Source organism: candidate division KSB1 bacterium (assembly GCA_022562085.1).
GTDB lineage: Bacteria > Zhuqueibacterota > Zhuqueibacteria > Oceanimicrobiales > Oceanimicrobiaceae > Oceanimicrobium.
The window spans coordinates 1-16,897 of record JADFPY010000064.1 but is presented as its reverse complement, the minus strand read 5'-3'; the positions used below and the strand labels follow the sequence as shown (position 1 = coordinate 16,897).

Sequence of the window (16,897 nt, the reverse complement as noted above, 5' to 3'; positions counted from 1 at the left end):
CAACCCGAGTACAGTGATCAATTACACCATCCCACAATCGCTCAATTCGCCACAGGTGAAACTTGAGATTTTTAATCTCCTGGGGCAAAAGGTGATAACGTTGGTTGATGCAAAACAGGTTGCGGGTGAACACAGCATTCAATGGAACGGGAAAAATGAAGCGGGAAATCTTGTCAGCAGCGGAGTTTATCTCTATCGTTTAAAAGCTGAAAATTTTGTGGAGATGCGTAAAATGATGTTCATTAGGTGACTAATTGCAAGTGTCTAACCTGAATAATTCACAAACCATAAAAGTCGTCATTCCCGCGAAGGCGGGAATCCATTACAAATCAACAACTTAGTGCAGGTAATGGATGCCCGACTACTCGGGCATGACAATATTGAAGTTTTTTGCCTGAAATGGAAATTTATGAATTAACCAGTCTAGATAAGATAGTGAGCCCTTGTAACACACTTGTCCCTAGTTGTCCGATTGATGGCTGAAAACGCGAAAACTTCGGGCAACTCGAATCTGCGGATCCAGAAGCGGATTATGATGAGCGGAATGATAAAAGACACTGCGTTCAGTGCTTGACCCGTGCTTTGAATCTCTTGGCTTTACGCCGGACCCGGAATCCTTTGCTCATGCAAGCTACAAAGGCGGCATGGCAGGGCGCACGATCCAGGTTGGCTGTTCGGCCCGTTCACGACACCAATTTGTCGGTTATGATAATTTAATGCTTCCGCCGTTATACCGGACTTACTCTTGACATCCGAGTCAACACGTCGTTAAAGACCCGTATTCTCCCGGATTTTCAAAACTGGTAGAAAATTTCTTTCACCAAAACTTAAATCGGTAAATCGTTCATCCACCCTCATTTGATAAAACGAATCGTCGTTGGATAAGAATAGTTTAGCCCCATGGCGACCCTGACCGTATTTATGATCGAAATAAAGAAGGTAAGAATGATCAATGCCAGTAAAAGGAACTCACCAATTATGACAAGCACAAGAATGGCAGAAATGAATAAGTAAATAAACATACTTATTTGAAAGTTTAGAACGTCCATTCCATGACGATTAATTTCCGGAATTTCGTCTTTTTTCCAGGCCCAAATCATTAAAGGAATTACAATAAAAGGTATGACGCTGCTTAAGTGCATAAATACCAGCCAGAGATTAGAACCCGTATCATTTTCAACCCTTAATTCAAGTTCAAAAACTTCTGATAGTAATTCCAGGGTTGAGAACCTCGGTGTGACTTCTCCTGATTCGATTCTTTGAATGCTTCTAACATTCAAGTGCGATCGATACGCAAGCTCTTCTTGAGTCATGCCTTTCTGTTTTCTTAACTCCGCTATTTTTTTTCCTATTTCCGGCTGGATCATGGTTCTCACCTATCGGTTGTTATGAGTTTTATATTAATTTAAGTAAAAAAAACGGTCTTTTCAACTGCACTGACCCGACATTTACACGTCATTTGAATTTGATTTCTGAAACGAGCGGCGATTAATCACGCACCAAATCAAAAACCGAAACTATTTCTTGATTTTATTCGATTTTTTCCTTTTTAACATGTATGCTTATTTTTGAAAACTTCGACGTTCTTACTTTCGATTGCTATGGCACTCTAATTGACTGGGAAAAGGGAATTCTGTCTTCCCTTAAGCCGGTTTTGACCAGCCATGGGATTGAAATCAGTGACAACGAAGTTTTAGAAATTTATTCTGACCTGGAGGCAAAAGCAGAGGTGGGGGAATATCAAACCTACAAATCCGTCCTGCGGTCTGTACTCAACGGTTTTGGCAAGAAGTTCAACTTCAAACCTTCCGAAGAGGAGTTGGCCGTTTTTGCAACTTGTGTGAAACATTGGCCTCCTTTTGAAGATTCAACCGAGGCTTTGAATGCACTGCAGACAAAATACAAACTTTGCATTCTCTCCAACATTGATGATGATTTGTTTGCTTATTCTGCGCAGCATTTAAAAGTGAATTTTGACACTGTTTTCACTGCCCAGCAGATTGGCTCTTATAAACCTTCGCTGCAAAACTTTGAGTTTGCAATTAAGCACCTTGGGCTACCGAAAGAGCGCATTTTGCACGTGGCCCAAAGCCTTTTCCACGATATTGTGCCTGCAAAAAAACTCGGTCTTGCTACGGTTTGGATCAACAGAAGAAGGGAAGAAGAAGGGTTTGGGGCAACGCTTCCCGCAGAAGCAAAGCCGGATTTCGAAGTCCCTGATCTGAAATCTCTTGTTGATTTGATAGGAATTTTTAAAACTTAGTATGGGTTTATTTTAATCGAGCCTTTGTTATAAACAAGCCAATGACCGAAAAATACGCCAGTCAAATCAACCAGGATGTCGAGCCTGCTTCTGCCGACGAATTTAAACCCATTCCGATTGGCCCACTGCGCATCTGGCCGCCGGTGGTGTTAGCGCCGATGGCGGGAATCACCAACGCGCCCTTTCGAACTTTGTGCCGCCGATTTGGCGCCGGTTTGTATGTCAGTGAAATGGTGACTGCCCGTTTGCTGGTTAAGCGGAACCCGAAAACGATGAAACTGGCTTCCTTTGCCCCTGATGAAAAACCGCGCAGTTTGCAGCTTTACGGGGTCGATCCGTATTTTATTGGCGAGGCGGTAGCTCAATTAGTGAGTGAGCAGCACATAGATCATATCGATCTAAACTTCGGCTGCCCGGTTCGCAAAGTGACAATCAAAGGTGGCGGCGCGGCCATTCCGCTTAAACCGAAACTTCTGCAAAATATTGTGCAGGCGGCTGTCAAAAACGCCGGATCGATTCCTGTCACAATTAAATTCCGAATTGGCATCGATGAGCATTACACCACTTATCTGACCGCCGGGAAAATCGCTGAGGATGCGGGTTGTGCTTCGGTGGCGCTGCACGCCCGGACGGCTGCCCAGCTTTATCAAGGACAGGCCAAATGGCAGGCGATTGCCGAGCTCAAGAACGCAGTTAGAACGATTCCGGTCTTGGGAAATGGCGATATCTGGGAAGCTTACGACGCACTTAGAATGATGCGCACTACGGGCTGCGACGGTGTGGTGGTCGGCCGCGGCTGTTTGGGCCGCCCCTGGCTTTTCCGGGATTTGGCGGATGTTTTTGAAGGCCGTGAAATTCAAAAGCCGCCGACTCTTGGTCAGGTTGTCGAGGTCATGCTCGAACACGCGCGTCTTCTGTGCGACTGGTTTGATGAAAAATTCGCCATGCTTTCTTTTCGCAAACATAGCACCTGGTACGTTAAAGGGTTTAGAAGCTCACCTGTGTTACTTGAAAAGCTGGTCAGAGTTGAAACCTTTTCAGTTTTGCAGGAAATCCTTGCGGATGTCAATCGCGATGAGCCATTTCCGTTCAGCAGTTTGCGCAAACCGCGCGGCAAAAGGCGGGGAAAGCAAAAAGTCGCACTACCCGAAGGTTATTTAGACAGCCTCGACGACGCGACGCCGCCTTCTGTTGCGGCGGAGGACGCAACCTCGGGGGGATAAAAAATTGGTTTATGAAAACCTCAGTAGAAGTACTTGTTACAAGATAAATATTCTGATGTAAAGCTTATTGACACAACAAGATAATATTTAAACAGCAATTCTTTTCTCAAATGATTCAACTTTAGTAGAATGTTTTTCAGCAAACCATAAATTTAATTTAGCTTGCATATATAGCCAACTTTCTGGAGTTGTTCCGGTAGCCTTTCCAACTCGAATTGCCATTTCCGGGCTCATTGCTGATTTACAATTGAGTAATAATGATAATGTTTTCCTGGTTACTCCAAGTCTTTTTGAGGCTTCTGTAACAGTTAAACCAAGTGGTTTCAACACATCTTCACGTAAAACTTCACCAGGATGAGTAGGGTTTCTATTTACTATCATAATATTTCTCCAAAATAGATTAATGATAATCTTCATAATTAACATTTATTGCATCATTACCCTCAAATTGAAAAGTAATCCTCCAATTTCCACTTACCCAAACAGACCAGGTACCTTTTTCTTTTCCTTTAAGTTCATGTAATTTATATCCGGGTAAATTCATATCTTGAGGTGTCACTGATGCATCCAAACGATCCAAAATTCTAATAAGCTTTGACGAATGATTGGGATTAATTTTACTTCGATCATTATAAAGGGAATAATCTCTGAAGAGCTTTATGTTTAAAAGACTTTATCAATTCTCATTTTAATTTCTTTTTATCCGGTTCTAATATAACATGTATACCGTTACGTTGCGAGTAAAAATACCACAGTTTTTTATCGTCGTTTTCCTTAAATTAGTAGATTTATACACTACCAATCTAACGAGTTGATATATGTTTTCGTGAGCTTGCTTTTTTATAATATTAGTCCTAATTTTCTAAAGTAAAATAGTTATTCACTCATCTGTAAGAGTAATTATGAAATTTCTAATAATCACATTTTTTATTTTAGTTGCCTGCTCAGGCCATACTTTGATTATTAATCCTGCCGGTGAGGGCATCAACCCAAATGAGGAAAATGGGCACAATCTTTTTACCGAGATTTTAAAAGAGTACGTTTCAGATGGAAAAGTGAATTACCGTGATCTGCGTAACGATAATCGCCTGGAAGAATATATTTCAAAATTGGCCGCTACGGACCCGGAAAAAATTCAAAACGATAAAGCAAAACTGGCGTTCTGGATAAACGCTTACAACGCTTTTACTTTGAAGGTCATTTGTGATAATTACCCCATCAAAAGTATAAACAAGCTGCATTTCGGCGGTCTCTATATTGGCACCCTTTTGAAAAAAACGGTCTGGGATAAAAAATTTGTTGTCATCAACGGTAAGAAAATTAGCCTGAATTTCATTGAGCATAAAATAATTCGTGCCGCCACTCAAGATCCAAAAGCCGAATTCTCACAAGTTTGCACTGAAACTCCGTGCCCGCTTGCCCATTTTGCTTTGGTTTGCGCTTCAAAGGGTTGTCCACTGCTGCGTTCTGAGGCGTACGAAGGCCAAAAGCTGGACGAGCAACTCTCTGATCAAGCGCTGATATTTTTTGGCGATGAAGAGAAAAACTATTTTAATGTAGAAAAGAAGGAAGCCCACCTGTCGAAAATACTCGACTGGTTTGCAGATGACTTTGGTAAAAATGATGAAGAACGGCTACTGTTTGTAGCCAATTTTTTACCCGACACTCTTGCCGAGTCTATAAGAGCAATTCCGGAAAGCTGGAAAATTAAACACACAAAATACGATTGGAGCTTGAACGAGTAGTCGTTTCACCCCCTTCGTCCCCCCTCGGGGCAGGATTACAAAAGTTGGGGTTCTCTAATCAGCATCTCACACCCCCCTTTAATTCCCCCCTCCAAGATAGTTGTAGGGAAGAAGCGTAAGTCACATCCGTTTGCTACTTTAACACAACTCGAACCGAATCGAGAGAGCCGTCATTTGGGGCCGGTAAGAGGTCCAGGATTTCCGCCATCAATTCATAGATATGAATATTTCGGAACGGCTCGACTGTCACCCCGGCTTTAAAGGCTGGTCCGCTGGCGATAAAAGTGGCCCCCATCGAGGTGAGCTGATCGTCAAAGCCGTGATTGCCGCCATCGCCGTAACCCGGCCGCCTATCGACATATGGATGGCTGGATATGGACCAACCTTCATCCGCGATGGCGACTATTTTTGGAGTAACGGGATGCTTGCCGAAGTGGAACCTCTCAGGAACTTCCTCTTTTTTATAGACTTTTAATTTTGGGTGTGCATTCATTAATCTCTGGTAGATTTTCTCTTTTTCACCCTCAGCAGAATTGATAACCGCGACCGGATTCCAATCAACGACATCGACTCCATCTAAATCGATGTAATCGTCCAGAAAGATAATCTGGTCGGCTCTCGTGGCGGCCATGCCGTGGTCGGATACAATGATGATATTCACTTTCTCCAGAAGTTTCCTTTCTTGCAACCCATTTACTAAAATTCCGATCACAGAATCAATGGTATGAATCGCTTCAGCAACCTCTTTAGAATCCGGACCATAATGATGACCTGCGTCATCCAGAGTACTAAAATAGGTTGTTATCAAAGAAGGCCGCTGGTCCAGGGGCAGGTCAAGCCACTTGAGAACTTGTTTGATTCTGTCCTCGTTTGGGACATCCCCGTCATAATTAAAAAAATAAGTCGGCAGCAGCCCTTTTATTTTCGTTTCTGATCCCGGCCAAAAATAGCATGCGGTTTTCAGGCCCTGTTTTTCCGCAGTCACCCAGATCGGTTCGCCACCCCACCACTGAGGATCATGAATAGCCTCGGGAATGCTCAATTTAAACGGCTTCTTTCGCAGCGGGTCGTACATGTTGTTTGCGATGATGCCATGGTTTTGGGGATAGAGCCCGGTGACGATGGTGTAATGGTTCGGAAATGTTTTTGTAGGGAAACAAGGGGTCAGCGATTTCGCACGCACTCCGGTCTTGATGAGAAAATCTAGATTGGGCGTCTCGGCTTTTTCCGGATAGTCCCAGCGAAAGCCATCAATAGAGATGAGGATGATGGTCTGTTTGTCTTGTTTTTGAACCGAACACCCAAGGCTTTGCAGGAAATAAAAAAGGGCTAAAAGGAGAGTCGAAAATCTGATCATTTTATTCGTTTCCTCTCTTGTCAAATTAGAAAAAATGCTAAATTGGGCTTATGAGTGGAAGCAAAAGTAACAAATAGAATCTTTTAAAGCAAAGGAATATTTGAAGTGACATTCAAGAGAATTTTAAGAAAGTTAAAATAAAGGTTGCTTTTTAAAATAATAAATCCTATCTTTTCGACGCTAAAAATAATTGTACACTTTTTATTTACACCTTTTAGAGTTTTGAGCGACAAAAGTTTCAGAAAAAGTAGCAAGCAGAAAAGCATATCGTGGAGAATGGTGTAATCTTAGTACCATTCAAAACGATTTTTTTTTGCCCTGAAAGGCTGTGAACAGATATGTACGTAATTAATCATTTTAAATGAGGATTGATCCTATGGAAAAAGGAACTGTTAAATGGTTCAACGGCTCTAAGGGTTTTGGCTTTATCTCCAGAGAAGAAGGAGATGATGTATTTGTCCATTTCAACGCTATCGTTGGCGATGGATACAAATCTCTGGATGAAGGAGATGAAGTTCAGTTTGAAGTTGAGAGCACGCCCAAAGGGTACCAGGCTGTCAACGTTTCAAAGGTGTAATATTTTTGACTTTGTTTCGCCAAGAAACCCCGGCTCTTACTGGGCCGGGGTTTCTTGTTTCTGCATATTTGTTTTAACCCTCCATATTGATAGATTTCTGTTTTCTTCACATTTGTTATCGGAGTTGAAGATGAGGCTAACTCCTCAGAAAGGACGCTTGTTTTGAATACAACCTTTTGGCAGCCGATTATCGCAAAATATCAAACGCCACACCTTCGTCGAAGTATTTGGCAAATAGTTAACTCTTTTGTCCCCTATCTTATTTTATGGTATCTCATGCAGCTCAGTCTTGAAATCTCATATTGGTTAACTTTGGGGCTCTCTATTTTAGCCGCCGGCTTTCTGGTACGCATCTTTATTATTTTTCATGACTGTGGCCACGGCTGTTTTTTTAAATCAAGAAAGGCCAATGATATTTGGGGGTATATTACCGGTATTTTAACGCTCACCCCATACCATCAGTGGCGTCATGATCATGCGGTACATCATGCCACCTCATCAGATCTGGATAGAAGAGGCGTTGGCGATATTTGGACGCTAACGGTTGAAGAATATCTGAAATCACCGCGGCTGACGAAAATATTCTACCGGGTGTATCGTAATCCGCTGGTTCTGTTTGGAATTGGCGGAGTGTACATGATTTTGATACGTCAGCGTTTTCCAAGTCGCGCAGCTGCCAGCAGGGAGCGGGGTAGTGTCTTTTGGACAAATCTTGCATTAGCAGGCCTGATGGTTTTGATGAGTTTTACAGTAGGATTTGTGAATACGGTCTTGATATATTTCCCAATCTTGCTCATTAGCTCAGCGGCCGGGGTCTGGTTGTTTTACGTGCAGCATCAGTTTGAAGGCGCCTATTGGGAGCAAGGCGAAAATTGGGACTATGTGGCGGCGGCTTTACAAGGGAGTTCTTTTTATAACTTACCCCGGGTTTTACAATGGTTTTCCGGAAACATTGGCTTCCATCATATCCATCATCTGAGTCCGCGAATCCCGAACTACCATCTGGAAAGATGTCACAAGAATAGTACTCTTTTCAGTCAAGTTAAACGCGTCACTTTGTTTTCCAGCCTGAAATCGTTCGCTTTTCGTTTGTGGGATGAAGAAGGACAACGATTGGTTAGCTACCGTTTCCTCAAAAAATCGTTCAAAGAGAAATTAAGGGATGGCCACGATACCTAGTAGTACAGTAATCAATTCCCGTCCCAGAATATTAAAAAGTTTTAAAGTTACCGTCGAAGCCTCCGGCAGCGAATGCGCTAAAGCGCAAGTAAAACGTCAAACGTGAAAAGTGAAACGGAAAAACGCTTTTCAAAGATTTTCATTTCACGTTTTACTTTTCACGTTTCACGGGAATCTTAGTAAAGAGCGCTTTGCAATATTTCTGTTAAAAATACAAAGTTTTTCTGAGTAATAGAATAATCTACTGACTACGCTTAAGTCGACAACCGCTCTACTTCAAAAATATCAGCTTTCTCGACTGAAGAAATGCCTGCCTTGCGTCTGAGTTCTCAGACTTCGCCTGAATGCGGTAAAAGTAAACACCGCTGGCAAAGTCTTTTGCATCAAATAGAACTTTGTGCACGCCCGTCGCCATTTCTTTATCCACTAAAGTAGCCAATTCCTTACCCAGAATATCAAAAAGTTTTAAAGTCACCCGCGAAGCCTCCGGCAGCGTAAACTGAATGGTGGTCGTCGGGTTGAATGGATTGGGATAGTTCTGGTCGAGACTGAATTCGATGGGAATGCTGTTTTCTTTTTGTGCGGCTTCAGTGGTAATTATCTGCACCCCTAAATACCACAATTGCCCGCTGGTCAACTGACCTGGATTTTGCAGGATGGGTTGGGCCAGGGAATATCGAGCGGGCTGACACTTCCCAGGGCCACAGTAAACAAGCCATTTTGAATGAAGACTTCTTGATTTTCCGACCAGATGGCCCTGCCTCCCTCGGCGGCATTGAAAAGTTTAAATGTGAGGGTATATTTACCGTCAGGCACAATAGCGCCATTAGCATCGGTCAAAACACCCTGGTAACTCAATGTCTGGGGGATCTGTCCCCGGACAGTTTGGATTGAACAGATGAATACTACCGACAATACACTTAGAAAGAGTGTTCTTTTCATGGTAATCCCTTCCTTTTGTTTAAAATAAATGAGTTATTTAAATGGGAGACGGGCCGGCTCGAACTCAGAAAATGTTCGAATCGACAGGTTGGAGAAAAGACACAGTTTTAATCGAAATAAAGAAATACTTTTGTAAATTAGAAAAGAACCAAAATAAAGTGTGTGTGAGAGTGGAAAGAAAATAGAAGAAAAATTGGCGCTCCATTAGAGCAATTTTTTTTAGGTCATCCTCCTTTTTTTCTTAAAAAATTAGTTGCCTGTTTTTACAAAAACAGAATTTTATTTCTAAAGTCAAGATTTTTTTAATTTTTTTGAAAAAAATTAAAGTAGGCTTGCAGGGCTCATGCAACTAAACTTGCAATTTGCTGGGTTACTTCTGTCAAGGAAGGGAAAGGTTTTTTGATAAAAACGGATGCGCCATCTTTCATGATAGATTTCACAGATTTATGCGAATTCAGATGGCCCGACATAGCCACAAATTGGGAGGTGGGATTGTGGATTTGAGCTGCTTTCAAAACATCCGAACCGGATATACCGTTTGGCATTTTAACATCACAGAGAACCAGATCAACCATTTCTTTTTTTAAAACTTCAATAGCAGTGGCGCCGTCATATTCAGAAAAGACTGTAAAGCCCAGGCGCTCAAAGCGTCGTTTTAAAATGTCAACTATTGTTTCTTCGTCATCAATGATCAAAATTTTCTTTTGCTTGCCCATGGTGTCAAACCTATTTTGCATTGTGATTAAGTCTTTTTTCAAGCGGGAAGTTCAATTCAAACTCGGTGCCTCTTCCATCCACAGAATCGACATGAATAATTCCCCGGTGTTCTTTTACAAGGTTTTGTACAATTGCCAGTCCTAAACCTGTTCCTTTCCCTGCAACTTTTGTGGTGAAAAATGATTTAAAAATTTTTGATTTGACTTCCTTTGACATGCCGCCGGCATTATCAGTTATTTTCACCAAAATCCTGTTTGTATTTACCATGCTGCTCGATATCTGCAGCCTTTTGTCTCTTCCATCATTAACGGAATCAAACGCGTCTGCAGCGTTTGTAATTAAGTTCTGAAAAATCGATTCTAATTTATTTATTTGTCCCCACATTTCGGGTAAGTTTTCATCCAGAGAGAGTTCAATTGAAATGCCGGAATCCGCAAGCTGAGATCTTAACAAAATTAGAGAATCATTTATCGGCCTGTTGATAGTTACCTTTTCCCATACAGAATTTTTATCGTCTCTGGAATACCTTCGGATGTGGTCGATAATAACCCGCATCCGTTCTGCGCATTTTTTGATGTTTTTTGCAGAGATATCCGCGAACTCTTTATCGAAACTGCCATTTCCAAGGGCTTCGATAATTTCATCTGCTTCCGCGCTCACGACTGTTAACGGATTATTTAGCTCATGGGCGACTTCAGCGCCAAGGGTTCCAAGGGTTGCTAATTTTCCAGCTTGAGCTAATTGTGCTTGAGTTTCTTTTAGTTTGTCATCTGCTTCTTCTAAAGCTTGTTGCATGCTTTGATTTTGTTGAATAAGTTGTTCAATGTGATCGTCGGAAATCTTTTCAAAAATAAGGGCGTTTTCGTGTAAGGGCTCCTGGAGTTTTTCTTCACCAGGCTCATGCGCAAGATCTTTTAAATTATGCAGATAGCTTTGATTTCTTTTCATAATTTGCGCTTGTTGATGAAATTAGGATTGGTTTGTAGATGCAATAGTTTATCGACTTTCAATTATTTTTCTAAAGTTTTTACAAATATGTGTTGACAATTTATTTTAACTACCTTATATTTGTCGCTTACAGGCTGGGAGAGGAGGCTTAGGGCATCCAATAGATGTCTGCCATTACTATTCATTCCTTTAATTTTCATCAATTTATAGCCGCAGCTAGTTTGTTTTGAAGGTATGGTAACATGGTTGAATTCCGAAGCATGCAAGGCCTGATTTTTGCATAAAAATTGGGATTATATTGTGTGCCTAAATTGTTGTTTCCATGACAATAACTTAAATAACTTTATCTGCAATATTGAAACCAATTCCTATATGGAAAGTATAAAAACAAATAAATTTTCTTTTCGTAACTAAATTTAAGCAAAAAAAGTAAATTGGGGTTATATAAATAAGGTATGGCTAAAAAGCAGAAAAAACCGGACAACCGTCCAAGGCAATCTATCGAGAAATATTTAGAAGAAATTGGTGGATTTACACCTCTGCCACCTTCGGAAGAGATTGAATTAACCCGGCGAATCCGCAAAGGCGAATCGCAGGCATTAGATAAATTAGTCAAAGCCAACTTGCGCTTTGTAATTAGCGTTGCTAAAGAGTACCAGGGTCAGGGACTGCCTTTGCAGGATTTGATTAGCGAAGGAAATCTTGGCCTTATCAAAGCTGCGCAGAGATTTGATGAAACTCGCGGGTTTAAGTTTATTTCCTACGCTGTTTGGTGGATCCGGCAGTCCATTTTACAGGCGTTGGCTGAGCAGTCCCGGGTAGTAAGATTGCCTTTAAACCGCGTCGGTGCAATTAATAAAGTCGGCCGGGTGCTCGAGAAATTGGAAAAACGATATGGCCGCGAACCGAGCATGCACGAGGTTGCGGACAGCATGGAGATGACGGATTATGAGGTCGCAGATGTTTTAAAAACCTCGGCGCGCCATCTTTCTCTCGATGAACCTTTTAAAGAGGAAGAAGGCAATAACCTGTTGGACGTGCTTGAAAGCGATCGCTATTCGCCGCCGGACGATTCCCTCATGCAAGAATCCTTGAAAGAGGAAATTGACAAAGTATTGGTCACGTTGAAACCGCGTGAAGCTGAAATCATTCGTTTGTACTTTGGTTTGGAAGGTGATCGTCCGTTAACTCTCGAGGAAATTGGCGAACATTTTCAATTGACCAGAGAGCGTGTTCGACAAATCAAAGAAAAGGCCTTGCGGCGGATGCGGCATCGGTCGCGCCTCGAGCCGCTTCGAAAATACTTAGGCTAAACAACCGATTCCTGTTTCGGAAATGCCCTTGCAAATAGCAAGGGCATTTTTTTTGCTTAAAAAAGCAGGTTGAAAGTGTCCGATTTTATCATTAAATTTAATCCATGCCTGAAACTTATGTAAATGTCGCTTTACCTTTACCCCTAAACAAAACTTTTACTTATCTTGTCCCGCTTGAACTTACCAGCCTCGCTAAAATTGGCAGCCGGGTGATCGCGCCATTCGGTGCCCGCAGACTGACCGGGTTCATCGTTGGAATCACCAATAAAACCGAGCTTGAACAAGTCAAAACTGTTCAGGATATCCTGGATTTAAAGCCGCTTATTTCGAGCGAAATGCTTAAATTGGCAGGCTGGATATCTGATTATTATCTCTGTTCTTTAGGAGAAGTTCTGAAAAGCATGGTTCCCGGTTTCTTCATGAAGGCATCAAAATCGATGGTTGAAATTTGTACCAAAGAGGCCGAAACCGAGGCGGCAAAGTTAGAGAAGAGAGCGCCCCGGCGGGCACAAACACTGCGGTACATTGCCAAGAGTCGTAAAATTTCCGTCAATGAGCTGAGAAGGCGAATTGGCGCTAAAAGTATTTATTCAAGTCTCAATCAGCTTGAATCAATAGGCCTGGTCAAAGTGCAGCAATTTATGACAAATTTCAAATTAAAGCCGAAAGTTGAAAAATACGTTAGCTTACTTTCCGAAAATTTCGATGAGGTTAAAATCGAAATTTTACAAAGGCGGGCGCCCAAACAGGCAAGTTGTCTGCGCTATTTACAAGTAAAGAAACAAGAGGTTCTTCAAAAAGAGCTTTTAAAACAGACCGGTTCAGCTTTGGCTTCGTTGAAAGCGCTAGAGAAATCGAACTTAATTAGATTTATCCAAAAAGAGGTTGTGCGCGATTATTATGGCTCAAATAATGCTGAGAAACCGAAACCAATTTCTCCGAATGATGAACAGAAGGCAGCATTAAAGCAAATCGAAGTGCCGATCCGGGAGGAACGGTTCGAGACGTTTTTGCTGTTCGGGGTAACGGGCAGCGGTAAAACCCAGGTCTATATCGAAGCGATTTATAAAACCCTTGAGAAAGGAAAAGATGCGATTGTACTCGTCCCTGAAATAGCCTTGACGCCTCAAACAGTCGCGAGGTTTCGGTCTCATTTTAAGGACAAAGTTGCCGTTCTTCATAGCGCCATGTCGTCAGGAGAACGCCTGGATTCCTGGCGGTTGCTGAAGAAAGGGGAGGCGAAAGTGGCAATTGGGCCGAGATCTGCAGTATTCGCGCCCTTGAAAAATATCGGCTTAATTGTCGTTGATGAAGAGCATGAAGGTTCGTATAAGCAAGACACATCTCCCAGGTACCATGCCCGCGATGTGGCAGTGGTTCGTGCAAAGTTTGCAGATGCCGTCGTGATTCTCGGCTCGGCAACTCCTTCCGCAGAATCGTTTTTTAACGCTAAAACCGAGAAATATAAGCTTATAGAATTGCGTCGTCGAGTAAACGACGTTCCTCTTCCGGATGTTAAGATTTTGGATATGCGTAAAGAACGGCGACTTTCGGGAAAAAAAGATGAGACGATTTTTTCACGACTGCTTTCTGCAAAAATTCAAGAAAAAATCACCAGAAAAGAGCAGATAATTTTACTTTTAAACCGGCGGGGCTTTTCAAATTATATAAAATGCCGCGACTGCGGTCACGTCGAAGAGTGTGGGGATTGCCAGATTACCTTGACTTTTCATCTTACGGGTCATCGGCTGCGCTGCCACTACTGTGGCTTTTCAAAACCGGCGCCGGACAAATGTGCGGAATGCCGGGGTATCGATATTCTGTTTCGAGGGCTTGGCACACAAAGAGTAGAGGAGGAACTGAAAAATCAATTCCCCAAAGCCAGAGTCGTCCGTATGGACATAGACACAACCAGCGGCAAGTGGTCTCACGACAAGATCTTAAAAGAGTTCGGACAGGGCAAGTATGATATTCTGCTGGGAACACAAATGGTTGCCAAAGGGCTGGATTTCCATAAAGTGACCCTGGTTGGAGTTATCAATGCTGATGTCGGGATGCTTATTCCGGATTTCCGATCCTCTGAACGCACATTTCAACTTTTAACCCAGGTAGCGGGTCGTGCAGGCCGCAGCGATTTGCTGGGTGAGGTCATTATTCAGTCTTATTTCCCGCACAATTTTTGTCTTAACTGCGCTTTGACTCATGATTTTATCAGATTTTATAGGGGAGAAGTGTTAGAGCGAAGAGAGCTCATGTACCCGCCATTTGGCCGGATTATTTGCTTGCTTTTCAGCGGCGAAAATGAATTAAAAGTTAAGGGAGCGGCTCAGGAATTTGAAAAAGCGCTTAAGAAACAGAGAGGGTATTTTCAAATATTGGGAGCGACTGCTTCGCCAATTTCTAAGATAAAGAAAAGATTTCGTTGGCAGATTTTACTGAAGGGGGACAAAGAGAAAGACGCTAACGGGAAAATTCTTAAGAAAGCGATTCAAAATGCTCACGGGATATTTAAGAGTGAGAATAAGTCTCGGGGAGTTCGAATCGCAATTGATGTGGATCCGGTTTCAATTATTTAGCTGGGGCGACGGCATTGGTTTTGCCGTAATACCGTATCACTAAATCTACCACTCTCGAATAATTTTGAATTCCCTCTTTAATCTGGTTTGCTTTCAAATATAAATCATAACTTTTACTTAAGGATTTTGAAATGAGTCCCTCGTGGCTTTTCCACCTTTCCCGAACGGCCTGAATATCCAATTTCACCCCTTCATTGATCAAGGATGTAAAGAATTTTTCTCTTGATTTATCTTTTCTGAGGCTGCTGAAAAAATATCCTAAAAGGCTGAAATATCCACTGTAACGTACCAGATGCTCACGGGCGTTCGTGCAAACTAAATAGGCAAGGAAGTTTGCTTCTGCTTCGCTTGTGTATCCCATTTGATGCGCCTTCTCATGAGCCAGTACAAACGGCAGTTCGAAAATCAACATGTCTCTGTTGTAATGGATTTCGTGGAAAAGCGGGCTGAAAAAACCACTGGTCGTGGTCAGGTTCAACAGCCAATTCCCGACAAATTGTTTTGTGCTCCGATTGCGTGGGATTTTTTTTAAACCCAATTGAGATAAAATTTCGTCATAAGATGAATCGATGTCCGTGTTGATGTGTTCGATTTTCTGAATTGAGTATTTTAAATTCAACTCGTTCCCCTGGCGGATAATTTGCACAAATGTTGAATCAAAAGCATCGATTTCAAGCTGCACATTTTCTAAATCTAATTTTGATTTCAAAGGCTGGCGCAAATAGTTGATGCCCCAGAAAAGATAAAACCATATGTAAATGATAGCCGAGATTGAAAGTAAATTTAGAATAAGCGGGCCCAATTGCATTCTTTTTTGCCCGATACGGCGAATCGTATGCGGAACGCCAATGAGCAATACAGTCCACAGAAGAAATTCAGTTATGGAAAAAGGAAGTTGACTGGTTATTTTGGATACAATTAAAGTTAAAATTGGGTAGATGCCGTTTGTATAATATTTCTCTACCGCTTGAGGATAATTTGATAGAAGTTGCAGGACGAGAAAAAATGTCAGGGCCAGGCCAATAATACCCGCTCTGGTTTTTGTTGGAGGCTGCATTTAATTTCAGGATTATTCTGTAAAATGTTTGTTACGTAAGTTTAATATAATGAAACTGCACCAATATGCAAGAAAAGCTGCTAATTTTCACGATTTTCCTGAGTTAGTTTTCCGCCAACCCTAAATCGCCTGCGATTGTTTTCATAGCATCAATGACATTTTGAATATGCTCCTCTAAACTCAACTCCAACATTTCCGAGCCTTTTTGAATGTCTTCTCGGCTCACATTCGCCGCAAAAGCTTTTGTTTTCAATTTTTTTTTAACTGACTTAACTTTTAAATCGAGAATACTTTTGGAAGGCCGCACTAAAGATACCGCAACAATAAAGCCGCTCAGTTCATCCACTGCAAACAGAGATTTTTCCATGTTGCTTTCCGGAACAACACCGGAATAATCTGCGTGTGACAAAATAGCGCGGGTAATTTCTTCGGGGTAGCCTTTCTCTTGCAGAATTTTGACGCCAACAAAAGGGTGTTCCTCCGGAGTTGGGTGCTGCTCATAATCAAAGTCATGCAGCAGGCCGACCACGGCCCATTTTTCTTCATCCTCACCAAATTTTTTGGCATAAAAACGCATGGCGGCCTCAACTGCGAGCATGTGCTTGCGCAAGTTTTCAGATTTTGTATATTGGGTCATTAAATCCCAGGCTTCTTGACGGTTCATTTTTTTCTCCTTCCATTAAAAGTCCCCCTTTCCAAAAGGGGATCAAGGGGGATTTCTATTTTGGACACAGAGTCTTCAAAGTTACACAGAGAAGACAGAGATTTCTAAATTTTTTGATTTCTTGGTGACCTTTGTGCTTCTCCGTGTTTTCTGTACTACAAATCTGCAACATTGTGTTTTTTTAGCAAAGTTTTCATGGAGCCTAGTTATGCAAAGAATATTTTAGCCACTGATTAACACTGATGAAACACTGATTTTAAAGGTGTTGAGGATAAACTTTGAAAATTAAAACTTGTCAAAAACAATGTGTTCAAGCCAACGATTTTAGTGTCTGGT

Annotated in this window: 17 protein-coding genes and 1 pseudogene; 8 read left to right on the top strand and 10 right to left on the bottom strand. The window is 41.9% G+C overall.

Annotated elements, in window-relative coordinates; genetic code table 11:
• A partial coding sequence (locus IH879_08075; protein MCH7674893.1) for a T9SS type A sorting domain-containing protein occupies positions 1–250 on the top strand: 250 nt, incomplete at its 5' end.
• A gap of 604 nt (positions 251–854) precedes the next feature.
• Here IH879_08075 and IH879_08070 read toward each other — a convergent pair.
• Positions 855–1,367 (bottom strand): helix-turn-helix domain-containing protein, encoded by a 513-nt coding sequence (locus tag IH879_08070; GenBank protein ID MCH7674892.1) that lies wholly within the window; start codon positions 1,365–1,367, stop codon positions 855–857.
• 191 nt (positions 1,368–1,558) lie between these two features.
• Here IH879_08070 and IH879_08065 point away from each other — a divergent pair, with 191 nt between their 5' ends.
• Complete coding sequence (locus IH879_08065) at positions 1,559–2,263, top strand: haloacid dehalogenase type II (protein ID MCH7674891.1); 705 nt, start codon at positions 1,559–1,561, stop codon at positions 2,261–2,263.
• A gap of 41 nt (positions 2,264–2,304) precedes the next feature.
• A complete protein-coding gene (gene dusB / locus IH879_08060) occupies positions 2,305–3,486 on the top strand; it encodes a tRNA dihydrouridine synthase DusB (protein MCH7674890.1) in 1,182 nt (393 codons plus the stop codon).
• A gap of 87 nt (positions 3,487–3,573) precedes the next feature.
• On the opposite strand, the gene IH879_08055 is transcribed toward dusB, so the two are convergent.
• Both IH879_08055 and IH879_08050 read right to left on the bottom strand, forming a co-directional pair.
• A complete protein-coding gene (locus tag IH879_08055; GenBank protein MCH7674889.1) occupies positions 3,574–3,864 on the bottom strand; it encodes a HigA family addiction module antidote protein in 291 nt (96 codons plus the stop codon).
• Positions 3,865–3,886: 22 nt separating this feature from the next.
• A pseudogene (locus tag IH879_08050) lies at positions 3,887–4,166 on the bottom strand (type II toxin-antitoxin system RelE/ParE family toxin).
• 222 nt (positions 4,167–4,388) lie between these two features.
• On the opposite strand from IH879_08050, the gene IH879_08045 reads away from it, so the two are divergent.
• The gene (locus IH879_08045) at positions 4,389–5,231 is read left to right on the top strand and encodes a DUF547 domain-containing protein (GenBank protein ID MCH7674888.1); all 843 of its coding nucleotides are present in this window, start codon (positions 4,389–4,391) and stop codon (positions 5,229–5,231) included.
• A gap of 133 nt (positions 5,232–5,364) precedes the next feature.
• Here the strand turns inward: IH879_08045 and IH879_08040 are convergent, their stop codons facing one another.
• Positions 5,365–6,588, bottom strand: coding sequence for an alkaline phosphatase family protein (locus IH879_08040; protein ID MCH7674887.1), 1,224 nt, complete (start codon positions 6,586–6,588; stop codon positions 5,365–5,367).
• A 376-nt stretch (positions 6,589–6,964) separates the two neighbouring features.
• Here IH879_08040 and IH879_08035 point away from each other — a divergent pair, with 376 nt between their 5' ends.
• Both IH879_08035 and IH879_08030 read left to right on the top strand, forming a co-directional pair.
• Complete coding sequence (locus tag IH879_08035; GenBank protein MCH7674886.1) at positions 6,965–7,165, top strand: cold-shock protein; 201 nt, start codon at positions 6,965–6,967, stop codon at positions 7,163–7,165.
• A 276-nt stretch (positions 7,166–7,441) separates the two neighbouring features.
• Positions 7,442–8,344 (top strand): fatty acid desaturase, encoded by a 903-nt coding sequence (locus IH879_08030; protein MCH7674885.1) that lies wholly within the window; start codon positions 7,442–7,444, stop codon positions 8,342–8,344.
• Between the two features lie 271 nt (positions 8,345–8,615).
• Here IH879_08030 and IH879_08025 read toward each other — a convergent pair whose 3' ends face one another.
• The 4 genes from IH879_08025 to IH879_08010 form a co-directional block, all read right to left on the bottom strand.
• Positions 8,616–8,951 (bottom strand): T9SS type A sorting domain-containing protein, encoded by a 336-nt coding sequence (locus IH879_08025; protein ID MCH7674884.1) that lies wholly within the window; start codon positions 8,949–8,951, stop codon positions 8,616–8,618.
• 26 nt (positions 8,952–8,977) lie between these two features.
• Entirely contained in the window at positions 8,978–9,286 is a 309-nt protein-coding gene (locus IH879_08020; protein MCH7674883.1) for a hypothetical protein, read from the bottom strand.
• 341 nt (positions 9,287–9,627) lie between these two features.
• Entirely contained in the window at positions 9,628–10,002 is a 375-nt protein-coding gene (locus IH879_08015) for a response regulator (GenBank protein ID MCH7674882.1), read from the bottom strand.
• 10 nt (positions 10,003–10,012) lie between these two features.
• On the bottom strand, positions 10,013–10,951 hold the full coding sequence (locus IH879_08010; protein ID MCH7674881.1) for a GHKL domain-containing protein: 939 nt from the start codon (positions 10,949–10,951) through the stop codon (positions 10,013–10,015).
• 455 nt (positions 10,952–11,406) lie between these two features.
• On the opposite strand from IH879_08010, the gene IH879_08005 reads away from it, so the two are divergent.
• Positions 11,407–12,264, top strand: coding sequence for an RNA polymerase sigma factor RpoD/SigA (locus IH879_08005; protein MCH7674880.1), 858 nt, complete (start codon positions 11,407–11,409; stop codon positions 12,262–12,264).
• Between the two features lie 104 nt (positions 12,265–12,368).
• On the top strand, positions 12,369–14,840 hold the full coding sequence (priA, locus tag IH879_08000; protein MCH7674879.1) for a primosomal protein N': 2,472 nt from the start codon (positions 12,369–12,371) through the stop codon (positions 14,838–14,840).
• Here priA and IH879_07995 read toward each other — a convergent pair.
• A complete protein-coding gene (locus IH879_07995; protein ID MCH7674878.1) occupies positions 14,833–15,897 on the bottom strand; it encodes a DUF3810 domain-containing protein in 1,065 nt (354 codons plus the stop codon). The genes priA and IH879_07995 overlap by 8 nt on opposite strands.
• 103 nt (positions 15,898–16,000) lie before the next feature.
• Complete coding sequence (locus IH879_07990; GenBank protein MCH7674877.1) at positions 16,001–16,561, bottom strand: HDIG domain-containing protein; 561 nt, start codon at positions 16,559–16,561, stop codon at positions 16,001–16,003.
• Positions 16,562–16,897: the final 336 nt, after the last annotated feature.

What these genes read in the sequence shown, in the direction of transcription:
- IH879_08070 (MCH7674892.1), bottom strand. Translation starts at nt 1,367, where the DNA reads ATGATCCAGCCGGAAATAGGAAAAAAAATAGCGGAGTTAAGAAAACAG.
- IH879_08065 (MCH7674891.1), top strand. Translation starts at nt 1,559, where the DNA reads ATGCTTATTTTTGAAAACTTCGACGTTCTTACTTTCGATTGCTATGGC.
- dusB (MCH7674890.1), top strand. Translation starts at nt 2,305, where the DNA reads ATGACCGAAAAATACGCCAGTCAAATCAACCAGGATGTCGAGCCTGCT.
- IH879_08045 (MCH7674888.1), top strand. Translation starts at nt 4,389, where the DNA reads ATGAAATTTCTAATAATCACATTTTTTATTTTAGTTGCCTGCTCAGGC.
- IH879_08040 (MCH7674887.1), bottom strand. Translation starts at nt 6,588, where the DNA reads ATGATCAGATTTTCGACTCTCCTTTTAGCCCTTTTTTATTTCCTGCAA.
- IH879_08035 (MCH7674886.1), top strand. Translation starts at nt 6,965, where the DNA reads ATGGAAAAAGGAACTGTTAAATGGTTCAACGGCTCTAAGGGTTTTGGC.
- IH879_08030 (MCH7674885.1), top strand. Translation starts at nt 7,442, where the DNA reads ATGCAGCTCAGTCTTGAAATCTCATATTGGTTAACTTTGGGGCTCTCT.
- IH879_08020 (MCH7674883.1), bottom strand. Translation starts at nt 9,286, where the DNA reads ATGAAAAGAACACTCTTTCTAAGTGTATTGTCGGTAGTATTCATCTGT.
- IH879_08015 (MCH7674882.1), bottom strand. Translation starts at nt 10,002, where the DNA reads ATGGGCAAGCAAAAGAAAATTTTGATCATTGATGACGAAGAAACAATA.
- IH879_08010 (MCH7674881.1), bottom strand. Translation starts at nt 10,951, where the DNA reads ATGAAAAGAAATCAAAGCTATCTGCATAATTTAAAAGATCTTGCGCAT.
- IH879_08005 (MCH7674880.1), top strand. Translation starts at nt 11,407, where the DNA reads ATGGCTAAAAAGCAGAAAAAACCGGACAACCGTCCAAGGCAATCTATC.
- priA (MCH7674879.1), top strand. Translation starts at nt 12,369, where the DNA reads ATGCCTGAAACTTATGTAAATGTCGCTTTACCTTTACCCCTAAACAAA.
- IH879_07995 (MCH7674878.1), bottom strand. Translation starts at nt 15,897, where the DNA reads ATGCAGCCTCCAACAAAAACCAGAGCGGGTATTATTGGCCTGGCCCTG.
- IH879_07990 (MCH7674877.1), bottom strand. Translation starts at nt 16,561, where the DNA reads ATGAACCGTCAAGAAGCCTGGGATTTAATGACCCAATATACAAAATCT.